Origin of the sequence: Thalassotalea eurytherma, assembly GCF_030161415.1 — a bacterium.
In the GTDB taxonomy this organism is placed as follows: Bacteria; Pseudomonadota; Gammaproteobacteria; order Enterobacterales; family Alteromonadaceae; genus Thalassotalea_G; species Thalassotalea_G eurytherma.
This window is the reverse complement of record NZ_BSSU01000001.1, coordinates 162258-179156: the sequence shown is the minus strand read 5'-3', so window position 1 is coordinate 179156 and position 16899 is coordinate 162258. Positions and strand designations below refer to the sequence as shown.

14 protein-coding genes are annotated in these 16899 nt (G+C 40.3%); 5 read left to right on the top strand and 9 right to left on the bottom strand.

Annotation, left to right across the window (positions count from 1 at the left end; all coding sequences use genetic code 11):
* Window positions 1-112 precede the first annotated feature (112 nt).
* From QQK02_RS00785 to ilvG, 3 genes are all read right to left on the bottom strand, one after another.
* Window positions 113-1039: a branched-chain amino acid transaminase gene (locus QQK02_RS00785; RefSeq protein ID WP_284206027.1), complete on the bottom strand. Its 927-nt coding sequence runs from the start codon at window positions 1037-1039 to the stop codon at window positions 113-115.
* A 99-nt stretch (window positions 1040-1138) separates the two neighbouring features.
* Window positions 1139-1396 carry an acetolactate synthase 2 small subunit gene (ilvM, locus tag QQK02_RS00780; RefSeq protein ID WP_284206026.1) on the bottom strand — a complete coding sequence of 86 codons (258 nt, stop codon included), beginning with the start codon at window positions 1394-1396 and terminating at the stop codon, window positions 1139-1141.
* A complete protein-coding gene (ilvG, locus tag QQK02_RS00775; RefSeq protein WP_284206025.1) occupies window positions 1396-3057 on the bottom strand; it encodes an acetolactate synthase 2 catalytic subunit in 1662 nt (553 codons plus the stop codon). Before ilvG ends, ilvM begins: the two co-directional genes overlap by 1 nt.
* A gap of 447 nt (window positions 3058-3504) precedes the next feature.
* Between ilvG and QQK02_RS00770 the strand changes: the two genes are divergently transcribed.
* Window positions 3505-5031, top strand: a complete 1527-nt coding sequence (locus QQK02_RS00770) for a YifB family Mg chelatase-like AAA ATPase (protein ID WP_284206024.1) — start codon at window positions 3505-3507, stop codon at window positions 5029-5031.
* Here QQK02_RS00770 and ilvY read toward each other — a convergent pair.
* Window positions 5028-5909 (bottom strand): HTH-type transcriptional activator IlvY, encoded by an 882-nt coding sequence (gene ilvY / locus QQK02_RS00765; RefSeq protein ID WP_284206023.1) that lies wholly within the window; start codon window positions 5907-5909, stop codon window positions 5028-5030. The two genes, QQK02_RS00770 and ilvY, sit on opposite strands and share 4 nt — an antisense overlap.
* A gap of 109 nt (window positions 5910-6018) precedes the next feature.
* On the opposite strand from ilvY, the gene ilvC reads away from it, so the two are divergent.
* Window positions 6019-7503, top strand: coding sequence for a ketol-acid reductoisomerase (ilvC, locus tag QQK02_RS00760; RefSeq protein WP_284206022.1), 1485 nt, complete (start codon window positions 6019-6021; stop codon window positions 7501-7503).
* A 121-nt stretch (window positions 7504-7624) separates the two neighbouring features.
* Here ilvC and QQK02_RS00755 read toward each other — a convergent pair whose 3' ends face one another.
* Together QQK02_RS00755 and proB are read right to left on the bottom strand one after the other, a co-directional pair.
* On the bottom strand, window positions 7625-8887 hold the full coding sequence (locus tag QQK02_RS00755; protein ID WP_284206021.1) for a glutamate-5-semialdehyde dehydrogenase: 1263 nt from the start codon (window positions 8885-8887) through the stop codon (window positions 7625-7627).
* The gene (proB, locus tag QQK02_RS00750) at window positions 8887-10008 is read right to left on the bottom strand and encodes a glutamate 5-kinase (RefSeq protein WP_284206020.1); all 1122 of its coding nucleotides are present in this window, start codon (window positions 10006-10008) and stop codon (window positions 8887-8889) included. The genes QQK02_RS00755 and proB overlap by 1 nt, the downstream gene beginning before the upstream one ends.
* An 800-nt stretch (window positions 10009-10808) precedes the next feature.
* On the opposite strand from proB, the gene QQK02_RS00745 reads away from it, so the two are divergent.
* Complete coding sequence (locus tag QQK02_RS00745; protein WP_284206018.1) at window positions 10809-11708, top strand: acyltransferase; 900 nt, start codon at window positions 10809-10811, stop codon at window positions 11706-11708.
* Between the two features lie 23 nt (window positions 11709-11731).
* On the top strand, window positions 11732-12979 hold the full coding sequence (locus tag QQK02_RS00740; protein ID WP_284206017.1) for a mechanosensitive ion channel family protein: 1248 nt from the start codon (window positions 11732-11734) through the stop codon (window positions 12977-12979).
* 18 nt (window positions 12980-12997) lie between these two features.
* Here QQK02_RS00740 and tesB read toward each other — a convergent pair whose 3' ends face one another.
* Window positions 12998-13855, bottom strand: coding sequence for an acyl-CoA thioesterase II (gene tesB / locus QQK02_RS00735; protein ID WP_284206015.1), 858 nt, complete (start codon window positions 13853-13855; stop codon window positions 12998-13000).
* Window positions 13856-14065: 210 nt separating this feature from the next.
* Between tesB and QQK02_RS00730 the strand changes: the two genes are divergently transcribed.
* Window positions 14066-14320: a hypothetical protein gene (locus QQK02_RS00730; protein ID WP_284206014.1), complete on the top strand. Its 255-nt coding sequence runs from the start codon at window positions 14066-14068 to the stop codon at window positions 14318-14320.
* Between the two features lie 46 nt (window positions 14321-14366).
* Here the strand turns inward: QQK02_RS00730 and QQK02_RS00725 are convergent, their stop codons facing one another.
* Together QQK02_RS00725 and QQK02_RS00720 are read right to left on the bottom strand one after the other, a co-directional pair.
* Window positions 14367-14888, bottom strand: a complete 522-nt coding sequence (locus tag QQK02_RS00725; protein WP_284206013.1) for a hypothetical protein — start codon at window positions 14886-14888, stop codon at window positions 14367-14369.
* 15 nt (window positions 14889-14903) lie between these two features.
* On the bottom strand, window positions 14904-16766 hold the full coding sequence (locus QQK02_RS00720) for a hypothetical protein (protein ID WP_284206012.1): 1863 nt from the start codon (window positions 16764-16766) through the stop codon (window positions 14904-14906).
* Between the last annotated feature and the right edge of the window lie 133 nt (window positions 16767-16899).

The following is a 16899-nucleotide window of genomic DNA, read 5'->3' as shown; positions in this document are numbered from 1 at the left end:
TTAATATAAAATTCGTTAGCAATAACGAAAAATTAGTAGGCTAATTTAACGTGGGAATACGCTGTTAAAGTTCAACGTATTCCCACTCATCAATTAGCGCTATTAATTATCGTTATTTTACAGGCGCTAACCAAGAGTCTGGGATATCGGTACTACCATCAAAAATACCGAAGAAAGCTTCTTGAATGGCTTTTGTAACTGGCCCACGAGAACCTGTACCTACTGGCATACCATCGACACTTTTAACCGGTACAACTTCGGTTGCAGTACCTGTCATGAAGAACTCATCCGCTAGATATAAAGACTCACGAGAAACAGGTTCTTCACGCACTTCATAACCTAATTGTGCAGCTAGTTTCATCACCGTATCTCGTGTTAAACCAGGTAAAATTGAAGCGGTGCTAAATGGCGTGTAGATGATGCCATTACGCACTAAAAATAGGTTTTGACCAGCACCCTCACTAACCATGTTGTTGATGTCTAACGCGATACCTTCGGTATAGCCATGACGACCAGCTTCCATTGAAATCAGTTGCGAAGATAAGTAATTACCACCGGCTTTGGCTGCCGTTGGCATGGTGTTAGGCGCTAATCGGTTCCAACTTGAAACACCGACATCAACACCTTGCTCAATCGCTTCAGCGCCGAGATATGCTTCCCAACTAAAAGCAGCAACCATTAAATCAGCTTTCGCATCAGCAGGTGGACGTAATCCCATGCCGACATCGCCTAAAAACGCCAATGGACGAAGGTAAGCAGATGCTAAACCATTTTTAGCGACAGCATCTTTGCATGCCTGCTCAACTTCTTCTTGCGTGAATGGGATATTCATTCGATATACTTTTGCCGAATCAAAAAGGCGTTTGATATGCTCTTCTAATCGGAAAATACAAGTACCTTTATGGGTTTCGTAGGCACGAATACCTTCAAAAACCGACGAACCATAATGCAATGCATGGCTCATCACGTGAACCGTCGCATTTTGCCAAGGCATGAGTTCACCGTTAAACCAAATTAATTCTGCATTTACTTTAGCCATTTGTGTTGTCCTAAATTTGTATCTTTTCACTAAGTCGCGAGTGACTTAGTGATTATTTATTGTTTATTCATTAAGTAACGAACTTATTCGTTAACCATGTTAAGCGCTTGTTGACTGCGTAGCCTTATTGTCTACCGTGACACTCTTGATGTCGATGAGTTTATTGATCTGATCAACTAAAAGTCCGATTGAGCGCTCACTGCTAACGAACAACTTAATAATGCCAATATTGTCGGCGTTATTTACCTGTGCATTAATGCCATTGATCAAAAATCCGCGATACCTTGCGACTTGAAGAATACGCTCTAAAACCACCTGTTTGTCATCTGCTGTGATGTTTAATTGATAGTGATTCATTAGGTATTCTCCATCATTTTGTCGTTTGCAGTATTTGGTGGAACAAGTGGCCATACATTGTCTTTTGCATCTATTTTCACTTGCAATAGATAAGGACCATTGTGATCCAACATTTCTTCAATCGCCTCCGCTACCTCATGCTTTTTAGTGATCTGTCTTGCTTTAATATCAAAGGCTTGCGCTAGCATAATAAAATCTGGATTATCAGATAAGTCTGTTTCGCTTAGGCGACCATTAAAGAATAAATCTTGCCATTGACGCACCATTCCCAGCTTACTGTTATCGATTAATACAATTTTAACCGGTAACTGAAAACGCTTGATGGTTGCAAGTTCCTGAACGTTCATCATGATTGAACCATCACCCGATACCGTGATAATACAATCGTGAGGACGACTAACTTGTGCACCAATGGCCGCAGGTAGACCAAAACCCATTGTCCCCATACCACCACTTGTTAAAAAGTTAGTCGGATCATTAAATTTCATATGTTGTGCAGTCCACATTTGGTGCTGACCAACATCTGTTGTGACACAAGTATTTTCAGGAACACGATCACTCAGTTCTTTTAATACCGCAGGGGCAAAGATGTTTTCACCCGGATGATCGTAACGCCAGCCAAAATCGCGCTGCATCGCCTGACAAGTTTCTTGCCATTGCTCTATGCTTAAAGGCATTTCAAGCGATGGCAAATTCACTTTAAGATCACCTAAAATAGCGACATCCGCTTTACGACGTTTATCAATTTCAGCCGTATCTATATCAAAGTGAATGACTTTGGCATTTGGCGCGAATTCATTTAATTTGCCCGTTACACGGTCATCAAATCGCGCCCCTACGGCAATTAACAGATCACACGCTTGTACAGCTAAGTTAGACGCTTTCGTGCCGTGCATGCCTAACATACCCATATAATTTGCGTCCTGCGGATCTAAGGCACCTAGACCTTTCAAGGTTGAAACACTTGGGATACCAGTGCACTTAGCAAAACTGCGAAGTTCATCAATCGCTTGTGCCATACCAACACCACCACCGACATATAAAATTGGCTTTTTAGCTTTACTCATTAACGCAAGCGCACTGCCAACATTTGCTGGTGGTAATTTAACTTTGTTTTTCAGCTGTGAATAATTTCCGTGTTTCTCATCAACCAATGCTATTTGAACGTCTTTTGGGATATCAACTAATACAGGGCCTTGGCGCCCTTCAAGTGCGATGGCAAACGCACGATGTAACACTTTCTCTAAATCATTAACATCTGTCACCTGGAAGGAATGCTTTGTACACGCTAGCGATAAACCAAAAACATCAATTTCCTGAAAGGCATCTGAGCCCATTGCTGCGGTAGCCACTTGACCAGTAATCGCGACAACAGGAATAGAATCTGCAAGCGCATCGGCTAAGCCGGTGATCAGGTTAGTTGCACCAGGTCCCGACGTTGCAAAACAAACGCCTACCTGCTCAGACGCACGGGCATAGCCTATTGCAGAAAATGCTGCCCCTTGCTCATGACGACACAAAAAGTGTTCAACGTCACTATCATAAAGCGCATCATAAATTGGCATAATGGCACCGCCTGGATAGCCAAAAACATGCTTTACTTGATGCTGCTGCAATACTTTGAAAAGTAACGCTGCGCCGGTTAATTGTTCACTTGCCATGTGTCTTCAATAGAATATGTAAAAAGTCGTTTTTCAACTTACAATCACTTTCTACACTTCTTTCCTCTGTCAGTTTAAATGTAATGGTTAATAACGTTTTTCTTGCCCTAAGAAAAACAAAACCCCCGGTCCTTTCGGAGCGGGGGTTTGTTGTAAAAAATTAATTTTTGTTAACGCAACAAACGATCCCGCGATGAAATAATAATCACCACGACGAGAATAATGTTAATAATAATTGCGTTTATGTTATGCATATTTATTTAAAAATAATGAAATTTTATTTTAGTGTTTTGCTTTTTTAAATTAGTACCATAGCTCTAATCATCCAAGCAAGTACTTTTTAATAAAATGTTAAAATATTTTTTCTATTTAAATCCTGTTTAGTTATTAGGCAAAAATAATTTCGTTAACTACACTCAATGATAAAACATAATAAATGGAATTTTTATGTCTTTATCCTGCGTGTATAGCCGAGCTCGCCTTGGACTGGAAGCCCCCTTAGTTACTGTAGAAGTGCACATTGCCAATGGTTTACCTGCCTTCCATATTGTCGGCCTGCCAGAAACTTCAGTGAAAGAGTCAAAAGACCGAGTGCGCAGTGCCATTATCAACTGTGGCTTTGAGTTTCCTGCAAAACGTATCACGATCAATCTTGCGCCCGCTGACTTACCCAAAGAAGGTGGCCGATATGATTTACCCATTGCTATTGGCATTCTTGTCGCCTCCCAACAGATACCAGAAAACGATATTGGCCATTATGAATTTGCCGGCGAGCTTGCGTTGTCGGGTGCATTGCGTTCAATTATTGGCGATATTCCGATGGCCATGGCGTGTGCCGCACAAAATCGAACCTTAGTGTTACCACTACAAAGCGCACAAAAAGCCTGCCATGTAAAATCTGCAAAAGTTTTAGGCATAGAACACTTAACCCAACTATTCCCCCACTTTGCGCGCCAGCAAGAACTGCCATTGGTGACTTATCATGAAAATGCTCAACAAGTAGAGCAAACCAGCGAACTTGATATGGCAGATGTGGTTGGCCAACCTCATGCGAAGCGAGCATTAGAAATCGCTGCCAGTGGAGGTCATAACCTCTTATTTATTGGCCCACCAGGTACTGGTAAAACGATGCTTGCAAGTCGATTACCCAGTATTTTGCCGACCATGACTGAAGCCGAAGCGCTCGACGTAGCTGCTGTCGCGTCGATAGCTAATCAGTCGGTTGAGAATAGTAATTGGTATACACGACCTTTTCGTTCACCGCATCACACGGCATCTGCAGCGGCGTTAATCGGTGGAGGCAGTCAACCTAAACCAGGTGAAGTATCTTTAGCCCACAATGGGGTCTTATTTCTTGATGAGTTACCTGAATTTGACCGAAAGGTGTTAGATGTTTTGCGTGAGCCATTGGAGTCTAACGAGGTGACGATTTCACGCGCACTACAAAAACTGACCTTTCCAGCAAACTTTCAACTCGTTGCTGCGATGAACCCGAGCCCAACCGGCTTCTACAACGACAACAGATCAACACCAGAACAAATTTTGAAATACTTAAGCCGCCTATCAGGGCCCTTTTTAGACAGGATAGATATACAAATTGAAGTTGCTCGTTTACCAAGAGGGATTTGGGCAAATGAGCAAAACAACAACGAAACAAGTAGTGAAATTAAGGCCCGAGTTGCTGCATGCCGTGACATTCAACTTAAGCGACAGCAATGTGCTAATGCACAACTAACTGCCGCACAAATTAAACACTATTGTTATTTAAATCATGAAGATAATGAGTTTTTAGAGCTTGCCGTTGAAAAGCTCGGCCTCTCGACAAGGGCACACCATAAAATATTAAAAATTTCGCGAACCTTGGCAGATATGGAAGGCACACCGGAGATTCAAAACAACCATCTCGTTGAAGCTTTGTCTTACCGAGCAATGGATAGAATTTTGAGACATTTAACAGAATCTATCGCTGTTTAGTTATCGATTGCTTCAAAAAATGCCTTAATCAACGGTTGCTGCTTTTTAATGTTCAAACAACAAACGCCTAGGTTAAAAGGTTTAATATTCGTTTCTATATCAAGCACTTTTACGCGGTTCTTTAGCGGGCTAAGCTCTGTAACTACTTCAGGGGCAATACCAATGCCACAACCCAGTGCAACCATCGAGACAATAGCCTCATGGCCAGATACATTCGCGTAAATATTGGGTTTGCCGAACTGAAGCTGGCGATACCACTTTTCAAAGCGTGTGCGCGCTAACCCTTGTTCTGGCAAAATAATCGGCACTTGAGACCAATCAATTGTTGGTTGGCTAACCAGCTGTTCTACAGGGCAAAACATACTTGGCGCAATGAGCTGCAAATCAATATCCATCAGATGATGAAAATAGAAACTTGAAGATAGCTCGTCTGGCTTGGCAGCAATTGCGATATCGGCACTTTGTTGTTGAATGTATTTTACAGATTCTGCCGCATCACCGGTTGTGAGCATAATTTCAACCAAAGGATGTTGTTGGCGAAAGCGATCGAGCAAATCGGGAAGGTGACTATAGGCCGCCGTTACAGAACAATAAATATGGAGTGTGCCAGTAAGCTGCTCTTGTTGTTTTGCTAATTCAAGCTTTAAACCTTCAAGCTGACTTTGTTGCGCTAACGCATATGCTTGTAATTTTTGTCCCGCAGGCGTCAGCACAACATTACGATTATCACGATGCAATAACTGACATCCGAGCTCTTCTTCTAAACGCTGAACTGCTCGGCTCAATGTTGATGGACTGACATAAAACGCCGTTGCTGTTTTACCAAAGTGCAGTGAACGAGCAAGGTGAGCAAACATACTTAATGATTTTGCATCCATCGCCAACCTCTTTTGTTGCGTAATTTGCAACATAGTAATGCAAATATATCAATTTAAGCAACGATAGTTTTATATTAGTCTACAAGCAATAAAATTTTCGGAGTAGATCATGGCAAATTATTTCAACACCTTAAGCTTACGTGAGCAATTAGCTCAATTAGGCAAATGTCGTTTTATGAAAAAAGACGAATTTCAAGATGGCTGTAACTTCATAAAAGATTGGAATATCGTGATTGTCGGCTGTGGTGCACAAGGTTTAAACCAAGGTTTAAACATGCGTGATTCAGGCTTGAACATCTCTTACGCCCTACGTGAAGCAGCAATTGCTGAAAAGCGTCAATCATACCAATGGGCTACCGAGCATGGCTTTACTGTTGGTACCTACGATGAATTAATTCCAGAAGCAGACCTTGTATTAAACCTAACACCTGACAAGCAACACACGTCAGCTGTTAGCGCTGTAATGCCATTAATGAAACACGGCGCTACACTTTCATATTCTCACGGTTTCAACATTGTTGAAGAAGGCATGCAAGTACGCCCTGATATTACCGTGGTTATGGTTGCGCCTAAGTGTCCAGGTACTGAAGTACGTGAAGAATATAAGCGTGGTTTTGGTGTACCAACATTGATTGCGGTTCACCCAGAAAACGATCCAAACGGCAATGGTTTAGCAATTGCAAAAGCCTATGCTAGTGCAACTGGTGGCGATCGCGCTGGTGTACTTGAATCATCATTCATTGCTGAAGTTAAGTCAGACTTAATGGGTGAGCAAACTATCTTATGTGGCATGCTGCAAACAGGTGCAATTTTAGGTCATCAACAACTTGTTGCAAACGGTGTAGACGCTGGTTATGCGCGTAAATTAATTCAATATGGCTGGGAAACAGTTACTGAAGGTTTAAAGCATGGTGGTATTACCAACATGATGGACCGCCTTTCAAACCCTGCGAAAATCAAAGCGTTTGATATGGCTGATAAACTAAAAGGGATTTTACGCCCGTTGTTTGAAAAACATATGGACGACATTATCGACGGCACCTTTTCTTCAACCATGATGGAAGACTGGGCGAACGATGACGTTAATTTACTTACCTGGCGTGCACAAACGGCGGAAACGTCTTTTGAATTGGCGCCTGATTGCGAGACAGAAATTACTGAGCAAGAATTCTATGACAAAGGCATTTTCTTAGTTGCTATGGTAAAAGCAGGTGTTGAACTAGCGTTTGATTCAATGGTTGCTGCCGGCATTATTGAAGAATCAGCCTATTATGAATCGCTTCATGAAACTCCATTAATTGCTAACTGTATTGCGCGTAACAAGCTGTACGAAATGAACGTTGTTATCTCTGATACGGCTGAATACGGTAACTACTTATTTAGCCACGCAGCCGTGCCATTACTGTCTGACTTTGTTAGCCAACTAAGTTTAGAAGATTTAGGTGAAGGCTTAGCCAGCACTTCAAATCAGGTAGACAACCAACGCTTAATTGAAGTTAACGATGAAATTCGAAACCATAGCGTAGAAGTTATTGGTAAAGAATTACGTGGTTACATGACAGATATGAAACGCATTGTAAGTGATAGCTTGTAATCACATTATTATCAGGTGCTCGCTGACTGAAATTACCATGTAATGTAGTCGGGTATATTCAGTTAAAAAGCGGTACGAGTTGCACCTCGTACCGCTTTTTTATTTATACGATTTAAGCAACCTAACTTCTTACTTGACCGTCACCTATGACCACAAATTTCTGGGTAGTAAGTGCTGCCAAGCCCATTGGGCCATAAGCATGTAATTTACTTGTAGAAATACCAATTTCCGAGCCTAGTCCTAATTCTCCACCATCGGAAAAACGCGACGAAGCATTGACCATAACAACCGATGAATTTATTTGGCGAATAAAACGTTGGCTACGGGAAATGTCTTGGCTCACAATCACTTCAGTATGATCTGAGGTATATTGATTAATGTGTTCAATCGCATCATCAAAACTTTCAACAATTTTAACAGCGATTTCTTGGCCAAGGTACTCAGCATGGTAATCTTCAGTATCGGCTAACTCGCCACCTGGAAAATAAGGTAGTGCATTAGCACAGGCATGAACCTTAACTTTAAACTTAGCGAGTGCCTCTTGCGCCGCTGTCAAAAAGCTAGGAGCAATCTCTTTGTGCACTAATAAGGTTTCCAGTGCATTACAAGCGCTTGGTCTTTGTGTTTTACCATTTACTAAGATATTTACCGCTTTATTAATGTCGGCATATTTGTCGATAAATAAGTGACAAACACCTTTAAAGTGCTGAATGACTGGAATTTGGCTTTTCTCGGTCACCATATTTATCAACCCTTCACCACCACGCGGGATCACAAGGTCGATATACTGCCGAAATGTTAAGAGCTGCTCGATAACCGCTCTTGATGTATCAGGAATAACTGTTGCCACAGCACTCGACAGATCATGAGCGACTAAACCACTATGCAAACACTGGGCTAGTGCCAAATTACTATGAATGGCCTCAGAACCGCCTCGCAAAATGACACCATTACCTGACTTAATACATAAAGCAGCCGCTTCAGCGGTTACATTTGGTCGTGCTTCATAAATCATGGCGATAACACCAAGCGGAATTCTCATCTTACCTACTTGAAGTCCGTTAGGTCTCACAATTGTTTGCTCTATCGAGCCAACAGGGTCAGGTAGTTGAATAATTTCTCGAATAGCTTCAGCTATATCAACCACACGTTGCTCCGTTAGTAGCAAACGATCAAGCATCGCTTCAGATAAACCCTTGGCACGCCCTGCTTCAATATCTTGTGTGTTAGCCGCTAAAATATTAGCGGTTTGTTGTTCTATGGTATCGGCAATAGTGCTCAGCAAATCATTCTTTTGCGAGCTTGTACATTGGGCTATTGCCAAGCTTGCTTTTTTCGCTGCTTGCGCAGCAAGTTCTAAATCAAAATTATTAGCAAGATTCATTAGCTCACTTCCTGTTTATTGGCACGCATTAACACTAGGTCATCACGATGAATAATCACTTTGCTTGGGCAAAAGCCTAATATGCCATCTATTTTATCACTTTGCTTACCCTTAATTTTGGCTAAGTCTCGACTGCTATATTGGCTAATACCTTTGGCAATAATTTGACCAGACTGCTGACAACGCATCTCAACAGACTCGCCGACATTGAATTGTCCAACGACATCGATAATACCCGAAGCTAATAAAGACGCGCCTTTTTTGACAACTGCGTTGCTTGCACCAATATCGAGTACCAGTTGCCCTGAACTTTTTAAGGTATGTTTTAACCAGTGTTTTTTTGCTTTGGTAACGCTAGCTTGCGGTTTGAATCGTGTTCCTGGATTTTCATTATTCGCCAGTCGTTCAAAAACGTTTGGGTTTGCGCCATCAACGATATACGTCGTGATACCATTTTCAATCGCTTTTTCTGCGGCTTGAATTTTAGTTTTCATGCCACCCGTTGATATATGGTTTTTACTACCACCCGCCATGGCATAAATTTCAGGCGTAATAGCCGCTATTTCGGTAATTTTTTTAGCATCTGGGTTGTTTCTTGGGTCTTGATCATAAACACCATCAATATCGCTTAGAATCAATAAGCAATCTGCTTCACTTACCATGGCAACCATCGCCGCTAAATTATCGTTGTCGCCCACTTTTAATTCTTCAGTAGCGACCGTGTCGTTTTCATTTACAACCGGGATAATCTTATTTTCTAATAAGATACGAAGTGTATTACGTATATTGATATACCGATTTCGATCTTTTAAATCGCCATGAGTAATCAGCAACTGAGAGCAAGGCACATCGAAAAAACGTTGCCAGTTAGCCATCATTTTCATTTGACCGACAGCGGCCATTGCTTGTTTAGCGGGAATTGAGGGGTTGGGAGAACCGTGTTGGATCAATTGTCTGCCAGCAGCAACGCTGCCAGATGAGACTAAAATAACTTCTTTGCCAGTTTCATGGCACTGGGTAATAAAGCGCGCAATAGATAATAAATGTTGCCCACTACAACCGCTACCTTGTGGTGCAACGAGTGCACTGCCCACTTTGATAACAACACGTTGAAAGTTCATTGTTCCTCCTCAAATGATTTCACTTCTAGCATGAACGCTATCGATGAGATTAGCAACGACCTTTTTGTGTTGTTTTTAGACAAAAAAGCACTTTTTAATGCGTTAAATCAATAATCATTCCAGACAAGTGCTTTTTAAGCGTTAACCATGCAAAAAACACAACAATTATTGACCAAAATCAAAAAACGTTCTTTTTTTACCCTTTTTTAAATCCGTTCAAAGGCATTGTTAACTGGGTTTAGTGATAAATTTCACCATACATTAACACCTCAATAATTGAAGTTAGGCAGAAAATTAACTTACAGGGCATCAAGCTATAGAAAAGTTGAGTTACGATAGTTTGTTATCTCGATGAGAATGACGATACGATTTAGCTGAACTCTCTATCAAAAGCAGTTTATTGAAATTCAATAGAAATAGGCGATTACAAGGGTTGAAACAAAACATAGGGTTTTCTTTCAAGGAAAATCAAGTCAACAAACTCTCGGATAAGAGTGATTAGTCTAAATTTAAAATGAACAATAGTTAACCATCGTAGACAAATAGCGACAAAATTGATGGGTTTTGTCGCCAAATTAACGGCTTCGTCCGCCTATCGAGTAACGGATAAAATTCGCCAATTATCGCTGATTTGAGATAGCTAAGGCTAATATTATGAAATTGTCATGATTAGCTGTATTTGAGTGCTACCCAAAAAGGTTGAAAAACAGTAAAGTATTTAGGCAATTCATTGACGAATGATGTGCTGTTATCAAATTTTGAATAGGTCACAGCAACTTGAAGAATAAAAAGAGAGTTTTATGTTAAGTTTTTTGCCAGCGACTTTAACTGGTTGTTTATCATTTCTATTTTACGTAATTAACACCATATTTTGGGCAGTACCTATTGTCATCGGTTCATTATTAAAGGCACTTATTCCTGTAAAGCCTTGGCAAAAATTAATGAGTTACATACTAGATGCAATGGCAAATAGCTGGGTGGCAATAAATACACTTAATCAAAAGCTTTTTATTGGTACAAAAATCGATGTCGACGGCCTATCGGGTTTAAAACTTAACGACTGGTATTTAGTAATAAGTAACCACCAAAGTTGGGTTGATATCCTAGTTTTACAACGTGTTTTGCTCGGTAAGATTCCGTTTTTAAAATTCTTCCTCAAAAAAGAGCTTATTTATGTCCCTATTATTGGTATTGCTTGGTGGGCTTTAGATTTCCCATTTATGAAGCGTTATAGTCAGTCTTTCTTAAAGAAAAATCCACACTTAATTGGCAGTGATATTGCGACAACTCGCAAAGCATGTGAAAAGTTTAAAAACAAGCCCGTTAGTGTAATGAACTTCATTGAAGGGACGCGCTTCACACAGGCTAAACATGAAAAGCAGAAGTCGCCGTTTCAACATTTATTAAGACCTAAAGCTGGTGGCATAGCCTATGTATTGGATGCGATGGGAGAACATTTAACGAAAGTAGTTAACGTCACCATATACTATCCTAAAGGTATTCCAACGTTTTGGCAGTTTGTGTCGGGTCAAGTTGACGATATTGAAGTAAATATTGAAACGTTTGAGATTAACGAGCAAATGTCAGGTGATTACTTTAATGACAAAGCATTTAAACAATCATTTCAACAATGGCTTAACCAATTGTGGCATGATAAAGATGCGCAATTAGCCTTAATGACAGATCAGTCTAACAAATAAAAGGGTAGATGATGGTTGAAGCAATGTTAACTTATTTAGCCGAGTTAGGTTTAGAACAACCTACACTTGATACGCTAAAAAGTTCGTCAGGATTTTTTCTCATTTTATTGATTGCCATTATCAGTCATTATCTAGCCAAATACCCTTTATTATCAGTCGTCAAAAAAGCGGTAGTGCATTCGAAAAACAAATATGATGACTTGCTTGATGATGAGCATGTTTTTACGAAAGCTGCTGCTATCGTGCCAAGTATTGCCGTCTTATTTTGCACGCCACTTATCCTTGAACAAGGCCATTCGGCAACGCATGTATTGGTCGTGATAGCTAAATGTGTCCTTACCTTTCAGATTGCTAAAACAATTTGTGCTGTACTAAATGTAATTAACCGCAATTATGAAACCGTTGCACAAGAGCGTTACATTCCCCTCAACCCTGGCATTCAAGTATTAAAGCTTTCTGTTTATATCGTAGCAACAATTCTATCAATCTCTTTCATTCTCGATCGCTCTCCGATGTACCTATTGAGCGGCATTGGCGCTATTGCGGCTGCATTGATGTTAGTTTTTCAGGACACTATCAAAGGGTTTGCCGCGAGTATGCAAATCTCGGCGAATAAAATGCTGACCATTGGTGATTGGGTTGAGTTACCAAACTATGGCGCTGATGGTGACGTATTAGAGATAGGCTTAACAACGGTAAAAATACAGAATTTTGACAAAACCATTGTCACGGTGCCTACTTACGCACTAACGTCTGGGTCGTTTAAAAACTGGCATGGCATGAAGATGTCGGGCGGTCGCCGTATCAAACGAAGCATATCGATTGACATTAGTAGCATACGTTTTTATCAGGCAAACGACTTAGAAAAGCTAAAGCATTTAACGATTCTTGAGCCGTATATTGAACAAAAGATCACTGAAATCAATCAAGAGCGTAACGAAAAGCAATTAGATGCAGATGATATCAACGGCCGTCAACTCACCAATTTAGGTACTTTTCGTGCCTATATAAACCTTTATTTAAAACAGCACGAACAAGTCAACCATAGTATGACTTGTATGGTGAGGCAACTACCAGCGAGTTCAACGGGCTTACCCTTAGAGCTTTACTTCTTTAGTAAAGACAAACGCTGGATTAGCTACGAGGGCATTCAATCTGATATTTTTGATCATTTATTCGCGCTCGCGCCATTATTTAATTTACGCGTGTTTCAACACCCATCAGGCTACGACTGGCGGGAAAAGACGCAAGCGCATGACATCGCATCGTAAATTTGCCCCGAGAAGAAACTAGATAGGACGAATAACACCTTCTTGCACAGTTGACGCAACCAGCTCACCTTGCTGATTAAAGATTTTACCGCGAACAAGACCTCGCCCATTACTTGCTGATGGGCTTTCCATTGAATACAACAACCAATCATCAAATCGAAATGGACGATGAAACCACATGGCATGATCGATGGTCGCAATCTGAATATTTTGATGCCAATGAGAAGCACCATGTGGGTACAATGATGTAGGCAGGAAATGATAGTCCGATGTATATGCCAGCATATACATATGTGTTCTCAAATCGTCAGGCAATGAACCTGTTGCTTTGATCCACATATCACATTGCGCAGGCATTGTTTTAGGCTCAACCCAGTCGTAGACTTGAACAGGCCTGATCTCTATAGGCTTTTCAGCTAAAAATTTAGCGCGTACTGGTTCAGTAAAGAACTGTTGATGCTCATTAATGTAATCTTGAAACGAGGCGAGATTATGTGGCCCAGCAACATCAGGCATTTTATCTTGATGATCAAAACCTTGGTCTTGGCGTTGAAATGATGCCGTCATATAAAAAATGGCTTTACCATTTTGAATCGCTTTAACTCGCCTTGTAGATACGCTTCTACCATCACGAATTGTTTCTACATCATAAATTACTGGCTTTCTGGCGTCACCAGGTAAAAGAAAATAAGAATGAAGTGAGTGCACCATACGGTTGGCCTCTACGGTATTTTGCGCCGCCGATAGTGCTTGCCCCATGACCTGACCACCAAATAGTGCTTTAAAGCCTAAATCTTGGCTTTGCCCTCGATATAGTCCTTGCTCAATTTTTTCTAACGATAATAAATCTAAAAGGTCAGCTAACACTTTACTCATATTTACCCAGTATGAAATTTTTTTGGTTTTATTGTGGTCTATTATAACAAGCCCATTCGTATTTACATTAAACAGGTTGGATCAGTTTATTTATTTTGCTTTTTTTATCGACGGATTGTTGAATAAGCAACCAAACTAGTTTATGTTAAACTTACTTATGATTTCAGTAGTAAGTTACTCATAAGCTTACTAAAATATTTGAGGTTACCAATGCAAGCATTGCACGCAAGAGAAGTGTTGTTAGAGCGACGTCAATATCGCCCTGAGCAAGCGGCTCTTTGGGACAAGTTAACATTAGCTCAAAAGTTTGCGGCTAGCAGCTTAACGCAATTTGGCTATGATTTAACATTCATTAGAAACAGCAACCGTGGAAGTGTCGCTGTATTGCTTTGCAATGGAAATGCCGCAACAATTTCTGGTGATGGTGAAATTGATACGTCACCAGACATTATAATAAGACATTAAAAAAGCGCTAAATAGCGCTTTTTTTGTATCTAACACTTAGCAGCCTTTAAGCAATCGCTTTCTTTTTGCTCGTTTTGGCTAACTTACGCTCCTGACTTTCCAACAGCATATCGATAAACAAGATATATACGCAGTGATCTTTACTGCTCCACATTTTACGAAGTGATGCATCACTTTCACGCATGAATTCGTCTAGATCTGCATAATACCTTTTACCCGTATCACCAAAGAATTTCTTATAAGCCAGCTGTATCGTCTCGTCTTCTTTTAATAGTTCACGATAAACATTGGAATACTGGCTAATTAAGTAAGACATGATGAGTAGTTCTGGATTTGGCTCGTCTTCAACGCCAATCGTATCTTGCATTTTCTTTAGGCGTTTTTTCAGCAAGTCTTGATGTTGAGTAGAAGCTAAAACAACGGCATTAGCCATCGACAAACATTCCTGCTTGGTCATTTTTGCTTCTCGTCTGTATGCGCTTATTTCTTTTTTAAAGTGCTCAGCTCGATAAAATAAGTAAATACTTATCAGCATAAGAATGGCAGCGATACCAATAATTAAAAACATAGCTTTCCTTGTACGTTAAGGCTGTTGTTGCTCGTCTTCTTTTACCGAATCGGTTAAACGTGATAAAAAAATATACGGCTCAATATCTTGTATAGATGGAGAATCAACAGCATAATTAAAATAGACAACAAAATCACCTAAGTTTGCAAAAAACCTTACACGCAATGCTTCTGTTAGTGCTTTAATTTTCACATTCACTTCATCGAGTGTTTGATGTGGAAAGATCAGCAAATATTCACTGGTGTTCAACTCACCAGCAAGATCGAATTCTTCAATATACTCATTTACAACCGTAGCAATTGAACGCTTAGCTTCATCTAACCCTTTTCGATTTGTACGAAACAATAAATCACGCCAGTTTGTCACCTTAATATATGCAACACAGATAGGGTATTCGTAACGACGCGCTTTTTTAAAAGCGGTTTGATACATTTGTTTTGTTTTAGTGCTACTTGCTAACGTATCTTTGGGGTTTTCAAACTCTTTATAGGCCAATGAATGACGATCACGCCGTCTCATCAATAGCAAAGTCGCTAAGGCGCTACATAATAGCACCGTGATAACTGACAGGCTTGCTATTAACTGATTTTTCTTTTTATAGCGTTGTGTATACTGGGCTTCTAATTCCGATTTATCTGCAATATCTAGGGCTATTCTTCTCGCTTGTGCTTGCTGTGGGCCTTGATTTGCCTCTTTAGTAAACCGATATTGATTGACCGATGCTCGGTGTTTATCAGATTCTTCTATATACTGCTTTTGATATTGCCAAGCCAATTCAAATTGCTCTTTACTGGCATACATTTGACTCAATAAGCGGTAAAGTTCGATTTGATCTGAAGTGAGCTCCATATGTTGAGAAACATGTTTTGCTCGGGTCAATAGGTCATTTACGTAATCATCTTCAGACAACTCAAATGACACCTTTGCCAACATAATTAATGATGTTAAATAAGGCTTAGTAAGATTTTGTCCATTGAAAATGCTTTCCGCTTTTTTCAATCGTTCTTGAGATTCAATTGGATTTTGCTGATCAAACAACACTTGCCCTAAACCAAGCTCTGCATAGGCTAATCGAATAGGCGCATTAACCTTTTCAGCCTCAACCTTTGCTTCCCAATAGGCATTGTAGGCATCATCTAATTTACCCATTTTCCAATAGGCTGATGCTAACGCATAATAGGTATTACCCAATTTTTGTAGCAATTCTAGCTCAAAGCGCAGTTTCAACACTTTGAGCTGCAAAGAAACTGCCGTTTCATAATCTTCCAAATAGTGATAAGCCGTCGCTAAAATCTCTAGGATTTCAATGTGATCGCTATGTTGTTGAAATCGGCGCGTAATGCGATTAATCAGCTCTAATTCAGCAACGGCGGATTCATATTCAGAGGTTAAGGCAAAATAAACAGCTCGGTAACCTAGCGCTTGTAATCGAAAATTAATTTCATCTTCCGTGGCAAGCTCTAACACTTCGTCTGCACGAATTTTAACTTGCTCAAACTGGCCTTGGCTATAATTTGCCAAAGCGACCTTTAACAGCAATTGCATCCGGGTTTTACGATCAAGGGAGATAACCCTTAAACCATCTAAAGAAAACTGACGAGCCTGCTCCATATCGCCTTTGTTAATAGCTACATCGGCAAGCAAAACATAGGTTTTTGCGATGATGTCGCCATGATAGAGGCGTCGATTACGAATCACTTTTTGCGCTAACGCGATAACCTTTTCATTTGGTAAGCTATCACTGCCTGCACTGTAATATGACTCGATAAGTTCAGCGTTTTTACTAACCGTTTGTTGTACGCTTTCATTTGCAAAGGCAATGTCACTTATGACTGTCAAAGACAGTAAAAGCAACATCAGTAAAAGTCGTAGACTCAATGCCATCCCCTTCGCAAACTTAAATACATAAAACAAACAATAGATTAGCCTCACTTTAACACAAGCCTTAAATTTAAAGCTAGCGCTCTATTTACTTTGCTTTGCGATTAACTATAATGGCGGGTGAGTACTA

Bases quoted from the DNA above. Each gene is read 5' to 3' on its own strand.
- QQK02_RS00770 (WP_284206024.1), top strand. From the start codon at position 3,505: ATGTCTTTATCCTGCGTGTATAGCCGAGCTCGCCTTGGACTGGAAGCC.
- ilvG (WP_284206025.1), bottom strand. From the start codon at position 3,057: ATGGCAAGTGAACAATTAACCGGCGCAGCGTTACTTTTCAAAGTATTG.
- ilvY (WP_284206023.1), bottom strand. From the start codon at position 5,909: ATGGATGCAAAATCATTAAGTATGTTTGCTCACCTTGCTCGTTCACTG.
- proB (WP_284206020.1), bottom strand. From the start codon at position 10,008: ATGAACTTTCAACGTGTTGTTATCAAAGTGGGCAGTGCACTCGTTGCA.
- QQK02_RS00740 (WP_284206017.1), top strand. From the start codon at position 11,732: ATGTTAACTTATTTAGCCGAGTTAGGTTTAGAACAACCTACACTTGAT.
- ilvC (WP_284206022.1), top strand. From the start codon at position 6,019: ATGGCAAATTATTTCAACACCTTAAGCTTACGTGAGCAATTAGCTCAA.
- QQK02_RS00785 (WP_284206027.1), bottom strand. From the start codon at position 1,039: ATGGCTAAAGTAAATGCAGAATTAATTTGGTTTAACGGTGAACTCATG.
- QQK02_RS00730 (WP_284206014.1), top strand. From the start codon at position 14,066: ATGCAAGCATTGCACGCAAGAGAAGTGTTGTTAGAGCGACGTCAATAT.
- QQK02_RS00755 (WP_284206021.1), bottom strand. From the start codon at position 8,887: ATGAATCTTGCTAATAATTTTGATTTAGAACTTGCTGCGCAAGCAGCG.
- ilvM (WP_284206026.1), bottom strand. From the start codon at position 1,396: ATGAATCACTATCAATTAAACATCACAGCAGATGACAAACAGGTGGTT.
- tesB (WP_284206015.1), bottom strand. From the start codon at position 13,855: ATGAGTAAAGTGTTAGCTGACCTTTTAGATTTATTATCGTTAGAAAAA.
- QQK02_RS00725 (WP_284206013.1), bottom strand. From the start codon at position 14,888: ATGTTTTTAATTATTGGTATCGCTGCCATTCTTATGCTGATAAGTATT.
- QQK02_RS00745 (WP_284206018.1), top strand. From the start codon at position 10,809: ATGTTAAGTTTTTTGCCAGCGACTTTAACTGGTTGTTTATCATTTCTA.